Origin of the sequence: Streptomyces phaeochromogenes (assembly GCF_001418655.1) — a bacterium.
Taxonomy (GTDB): domain Bacteria; phylum Actinomycetota; class Actinomycetes; order Streptomycetales; family Streptomycetaceae; genus Streptomyces; species Streptomyces phaeochromogenes.
Map to the genome: position 1 here is coordinate 1 of NZ_LIQZ01000498.1, position 6,381 is coordinate 6,381.

The following is a 6,381-nucleotide window of genomic DNA, read 5'->3' on the forward strand; positions in this document are numbered from 1 at the left end:
CCCCCACGCTCACCGTCACCCCCACCACTTGGTCCGCCTTCCTCCCGCACGCCTCCGCGCGCGGTGGACGCGACCGTGACTCGTGATGACCAGGTCGCCCGGACCTTCACCCCGCCCGACGCCGCGAGCAGGCGACGTAAGCGCGCAGCATTCTTGAACTGGCTGGCGGAAGCCGGTCTGCCCGATCTCACGGGCCCCGTGGAGAAGCCCCCGCCCGAGGGAACTCACCCCTCCGACGCCGAGCTGGGCGCCTCCCGAGCCGAGGCCGATGCCCCCGCACCCGTACCCCCGTGACCCTCCGGCGCCCGCAGCGACCGAACCTGCGGCGACAGCAGCGCCATCGCCGTAGCCCCCACCACCATCGCCGAACACCCCGCCAGAGCCACCCCCGTGCCTACCGCTGAGGCGATCGGCCCCGCGGCGAGGAGGCCGAGCGGTGCGAAGGCCAGGGACCCGAGCCATTCGTATGAGCTGACGCGGGAGATGACCTCCTCGGGGATCTCCCGGTGGAGGGTCGTGGTCCACAGGACGCTGAAGACGTCCGTGGAGACGCCCGCGCAGAACATCGCAAGGGCCACCGCCCAGACGGGCGCTCGCAGTGCGAGCAGGGCGATCGGTACGGCGGCCGGGAACGTGGCCAGGACCGCCACGAGTACGGGCCGGGAGACGCGGACGCGGGCGGCCAGGCCCGCCCCCGCGATCGTGCCCAGCGCCTGCGCGGCGACGATCAGTGACCAGGCACGCGCCCCGCCGAAGTACTCCTCGGCCACCAGGGGACCGAGCACGCCGACGTTGGCGTTGAGGGCCGCCACGACGAACGCGTACTGGGCGACCACGGCCCACAGCCACTGCCGGGAGGCGAACTCCTGCCAGCCGTCCCGCAGATCGGCCCAGCCGGAGGACGCCTTCCTCGGGCGGGCCGTCACCCGCAGCCCCCTGATGAGGAGCGCGCTGAGGGCGAAGGAGGCCGCGTTGAGGGCCAGCGCCCAGCCGGCGCCGACGAACGCGACGGTCACGCCCGACAGCGCGAGCCCCAGCAGCATCGAGGAGTTGGTGCCCATCTGGAGCAGACCGTTGGCCCGTTGCAGCCGCTCCGCGGGCACGATCAGCGGGACCACGCCCGTCATCGCCGGTGCGAACAGCGCGGTCGCCGTCCCCGCCAGGACGGCAAGGAGGCACATCGCCGTCAGCGGCGCGTGCCCGGTCAGCACCATCACGGCCAGACCCGCGTAGGCCGCCGCCCCGAGCAGGTCGGACACCACCATGAGCCGCGAACGCGACACCCGGTCCGCGATCACACCCCCGACCAGGATGAACACCAGCTGCGGCAGCGCCTGACAGGCCAGCACCAACGACAGGCGGCCAGGGCTCGCCCCCGGCAGCTCCAGCACCGCGAACGCCAACGCCACCCGCGCGAAGGCGTTCCCGAGCACCGAGACCGTACGAGCCGAGAACAGCAGCACGAACCGGCGGTCGCGCCAGAGTGACGGCGGATCCGCACCAGGGGTTCTCATGAGCGGACACCGTAGTAGCGGACCGCCCGAACGGCGTACCCATATGGCGCCGCGGAGAGCGACTGAACAGCACCGTGGGTCCGGCACCGCGGGCCAATACACCCAGCGCCCGCCCCGCGTGGTGATCTTGACGGTCAAGCCAGGCATTCAGGTGATTTCGGTGAGACAACCGGTTTTAGGCTACTTAATATCTGGTTCCGTGACAGACGGGAAGAGTCGGCGTCGACCGGCCGAACACGCGACCGATGTGGTCGTCCTCGGGGCCGGGCCGGCCGGGCTCGTGCTCGGCAACATCCTGGTGGACCGGGGGATCGACTGCGTCGTCCTGGAGCGGGCCGAGCGCACGCAGGTGCAGACGCGGGCACGTGCCGGGTTCCTGGCCGCCAACACCGTGCGGATCCTGGAACAGCACGGTCTCGCCGAGGGGCTGCGGCGGCGCGGGCAGATCCACGGCACCTGCGAGTTCCGTACCGAGGACGGCCGGTTCCGGCTGGACTACAGCGGGCTCGGGCAGCGGGAGCAGCACACCGTCTACCCCCAACAGGAGCTGGTGACCGACCTGTTGACGCGGTTCCTGGAACGCGGCGGACAGCTCCGGTTCGGCACCGAGGCCGTGGCCGTGCGCGACGCCGACAGCGAGCGGCCGGAAGTGGCCGTGCGTGAGGCGGACGGGCGGCCCGGGCGGTGGCGGGCGCGGTACGTGGCCGGCTGCGACGGGCGGCACGGCGCGGCCCGGCGTTCGCTGCCGGCCGGCACGGTCCGCCACCACCGCGATCACGGCGTCACTTGGCTCGGTCTGCTCGCCGAGGCGCCGCCCAGTCTGGACGCCGTCGGCTACGCGGTGCACGAGCACGGGTTCGCCGGACACATGGCCCGCACCAGCGAGGTCACCCGCTACTACCTGCAGTGCGAGCGCGGCACCCCGGCCGACGCCTGGTCCGAGGAGCGGATCTGGGACGAGCTGGAGCTGCGGATGCGGGCGCGGGAGTACGGGCCGCTGCGCCGCGGGCGCGTCGTGCAGCGTTCCGTCGTCGACCTGGAGTCCGACGTGCTCGAACCGCTGCGCCACGGCGCGCTGTTCCTCGTGGGCGACGCCGCCGGTCTGATCAGCCCCTCCGCCGCGAAGGGCGCCAATCTGGCGGTCCTCGAAGCGGCGGTCCTGGCCGACGCCCTGATCGACGATCTCACTGCCAAAAACCCCGAGGGCCTCGACGCCTACTCGGCGCGGTGTCTGACGCACATCTGGCGTGCGCAGGAGTTCTCGCACTGGATGATCGGGCTGCTGCACGGCCCGTCCGGCGCGGACGGCGAGTCGCTGTTCCACAACTCCCTGCGCCGCTCCCGCCTCTCCTCGCTGCGCACCTCGCGCAACCACCAGGACTGGTTCGCCGAGCACTACGTCGGCGTATAGCCCCTCACATCCCGTCGCTGCTTCCCAACTCCGCACCCGCGTACGTCCGTACGCGTACATCCGAACCCCGGAATGAGGATCCACCCGCAATGATCACGACATTGTCGGGCGATACGTCCCGCCTGCGCGCGACGGTCGACTTCGTCAAGGAACAGGACACCGCCACGCTGCTCCGGCTCCTGCTTCCCGGGCTCGACGGCCCGGAGCTGCGGGCCGTGGCGGAGCGCTGCGACTTCTCGCACGCGGCACTGCTCGTCTTCCCGCCCGACGAGGCTGCGCTGGACGCCACGCTCGCCGACTGCGGGCTCGTCACGGACGCGCCGCCGCGGCCGAGTGTCATCGTGCGCGAGCGTCTCGCCGTACGGCACAAGCGGAGTGCGGCGGAGCTCGACGTCGGCATTCTGCGCCCCGCGGTGGAGTGCCCGGACGGGGCGCGGCGCTGGGTCGAGGTGTTCGCGCTGACCGTGCCGCCGGGGTCGGACCTCGACACGGTCGCCGCGCACGAGCGGGAGAGGCAGCACGAGACGCATGTCGCCTTCGAGGTCGAGACGCCGGACCCGTTGGTGCTGCGCGGCCTGTGCGCGGCCTTCGGACGGTACGGAGCCGTCCCGGACGGCGGCGGCTACAACCCGCACGAGAACGGCACGGTGTTCTACTTCACCGCGCCCGCCGAGGCCAAGGCCGACTACCGGCGCGTGGAGCTGTACGTCCCCGGCGACCACCGTGACGTCCTCGCCGCCCACCTCGACGAGCACCGCGGGCGGCAGCCCGCCGAGACCCTGCTGCGCCTGCTGACCGGGGCGTGGACGACACAGGCCCTGGCCACGTTCGCACGCCTCGATGTGGCCGACGCGATGGACGAGGAACGGAGCGTCGGCGTGGCCGAATTGGCGCGGGACGTCGATGTGTTGGCGCCGAACCTGGCCACCCTGCTGCGCTATCTCACCATGCTGGGCGTGGTGGGCGAGGACCGCGACGGTTTCCGGCTCACGGACACCGGCGCCCTGCTGCGCGCGGACGCCGAGGGGTCGATGCGGGCGCTGGCGCTGATGTACGGGGGACCGTTCTACGAGTCCTTCGCCGGGCTCGACCACACCGTGCGCACCGGACAGGTCGCCTTCGAGCAGTGCTTCGGCGAGAACCACTTCGACCACTTCGCCCGCGATCCCGAACTCGCCGAGCTCTTCGACCGGTCGATGGCCGCCGGTTCACGGATGTTCGACCCGCTGCCCGCCCACCCGGTCCTCACCTCGGCGGCCGAAGGCGCCACGGTGGTCGACATCGCGGGTGGCAACGGGGAGTTGCTCGGACGAATCCTTTCCGCACACCCCCGCCTGCACGGCGTCCTCCTTGAGCGCCCGCACACCGTCGAGACCGCCCGCCGCCTCCTCGGCGCGGCCGGCCACGCGGAGCGGTGCACCTTCCGGGCGGGCGACTTCGCCGACGTACCCGCTGGTGGTGACATCTACGTCCTGTCGCGCGTCCTGCACGACTGGGACGACGACCGCTGCCGCGAGATCCTGCGCCACTGTGCCCGCGCGATGCCCGGCACCGCCGATCTGCTCGTCGTCGAACGCGTCCTGCCCGCCGACGGCTCGGCCTCGCTGGCCACGGCCTGGGACCTGCACATGATGTGCAACGTCGGCGGCCGGGAGCGGCGCGCCGACCACTACGCCCGGCTGTTCGCCGACGCGGGCCTCACCCTGGTGGACCGGACACCACTGCCCCTGGACGGCAGCGTGCTGCACGTCCGCAGGACCGGCCCGGCGGACACCGGATCCACGGTCCAGGGAACCAAGGTCCAGGGAACCAAGGTCTAGGAGTTGAGCTCCTCTTCCCACGCGGGGCGGGCGCCCGCCCGCCCCGCGTGTCCGTATGACCGGCCGCGCGTGTGCGTGTGACGACCGGCCGGGCGTGTCCCCTGAGTGGTGTTGCCTAGAGCGCACTCCACGACGTTGGCTATGAGCCATGAAGTACACGCAGCTGGGACGCACAGGACTCAAGGTCAGCCGACTCGTGCTCGGGACCATGAACTTCGGTCCGCAGACCGACGAGGCCGGCAGCCACGCGATCATGGACGCGGCGCTGGACGCGGGGATCAACTACTTCGACACCGCCAACGTGTACGGCTGGGGCGAGAACAAGGGCCGTACCGAAGAGATCATCGGGAACTGGTTCGCCAAGGGCGGCGAGCGGCGCGACAAGGTCGTGCTCGCCACCAAGGTGTACGGGAACATGGCCGCCGACGGCAACGCCTGGCCCAACCACGACAAGCTCTCCGCGGTCAACATCCGCCGGGCCGTCGACGCCAGCCTCAAGCGGCTCCGGACCGACTACATCGACGTCTACCAGTTCCATCACGTCGACCGCCGCACTCCCTTCGAGGAGATCTGGCAGGCCATCGACGTGCTCGTACAGCAGGGCAAGATCCTGTACGTCGGGTCCTCCAACTTCCCCGGCTACAAGATCGCCCAGGCCAACGAGATCGCCGCCAGGCGCGGCGGCACCATCGGCCTCGTCAGCGAGCAGTGCCTCTACAACCTCGCCGAGCGCCGCGCCGAGATGGAGGTCATCCCGGCCGCGCAGGAGTACGGGCTCGGCGTCATCCCGTGGTCCCCGCTGCACGGCGGTCTGCTGGGCGGTGTCATCAAGAAGGAGGTCGAGGGCGGACGCCGGGCGGGCGGACGGGCCGCCGCCGCCCTCGCCGACACCGCCATCCGCGCGCAGGTCCAGTCGTACGAGGACCTGCTCGACAAGCACGGAGTCGAGCCCGGCGAGACCGCCCTGGCCTGGCTCCTCACCCGCCCGGGCGTCACCGGCCCGATCGTCGGCCCGCGCACGGCCGAGCAACTGGACTCCGCCCTGAGGGCAGTCGAACTGGAACTGAGCGAGGACCTGCTGACCGGCCTCGACGAGATCTTCCCGGGCCCGGGCCCTTCTCCGGAGGCCTTCGCCTGGTAGCGGCACGTGGAAAGGGCGCCCCGACGGGGGCGCCCAGAAGGATCGCGGGGCTGTGACATATGCGGCTCCGCCGCGTGGGCGCGACCAGCCACAACGAAGCGTCAGCCGACAACCCGCCGCCGGAGGCAAACGGCTACCTACCGACGGCCGCCGCCATCGCCACCACAACGAACATCATCACTAGAACACCGGCCATGATCCGGTTACGCGTCTTCGGGTCCACGCCACCGAGCCTAACCGCCCCTCCCTCAGCCACCCCCGGCGAGGGGTCCGCCAAGGGCCCACCGCCCGTGCACCTCGTACCGCAGCTGCTCCCCCGGCACCCCCGAGGCGGGCAGCCGACTCCGCATCAGGCACAGCTCGCCGACCGTCCACCCCCGCCCCTCGAACCCGTCCAGCAGAGCCACGTACGGCGTGAAGTCCGTATCCTCCCGGCTCCGCGCCAGCGTGAGATGCGGCCGGTACCGCCGGTGCTCCTCCCGCTCGACCCCGGCC

General features: G+C 71.6%; 5 protein-coding genes. 3 read left to right on the plus strand and 2 right to left on the minus strand.

Going from position 1 to position 6,381, the window contains the following annotated elements; translation table 11 throughout:
- Nucleotides 1-224: 224 nt before the first annotated feature.
- Nucleotides 225-1,514 (minus strand): MFS transporter, encoded by a 1,290-nt coding sequence (locus AOK17_RS43880; RefSeq protein WP_055618244.1) that lies wholly within the window; start codon nt 1,512-1,514, stop codon nt 225-227.
- A 247-nt stretch (nt 1,515-1,761) separates the two neighbouring features.
- On the opposite strand from AOK17_RS43880, the gene AOK17_RS43885 reads away from it, so the two are divergent.
- From AOK17_RS43885 to AOK17_RS43895, 3 genes are all read left to right on the plus strand, one after another.
- A complete protein-coding gene (locus tag AOK17_RS43885; protein WP_055618245.1) occupies nt 1,762-2,925 on the plus strand; it encodes a 4-hydroxybenzoate 3-monooxygenase in 1,164 nt (387 codons plus the stop codon).
- A gap of 89 nt (nt 2,926-3,014) precedes the next feature.
- Nucleotides 3,015-4,745 (plus strand): methyltransferase, encoded by a 1,731-nt coding sequence (locus AOK17_RS43890; protein ID WP_055618246.1) that lies wholly within the window; start codon nt 3,015-3,017, stop codon nt 4,743-4,745.
- Between the two features lie 148 nt (nt 4,746-4,893).
- Nucleotides 4,894-5,886, plus strand: a complete 993-nt coding sequence (locus AOK17_RS43895) for an aldo/keto reductase (RefSeq protein WP_055618247.1) — start codon at nt 4,894-4,896, stop codon at nt 5,884-5,886.
- Between the two features lie 248 nt (nt 5,887-6,134).
- Here AOK17_RS43895 and AOK17_RS43900 read toward each other — a convergent pair.
- On the minus strand, nt 6,135-6,381 hold a 247-nt coding region (locus AOK17_RS43900; RefSeq protein WP_281198680.1), incomplete at its 5' end, for a 2'-5' RNA ligase family protein.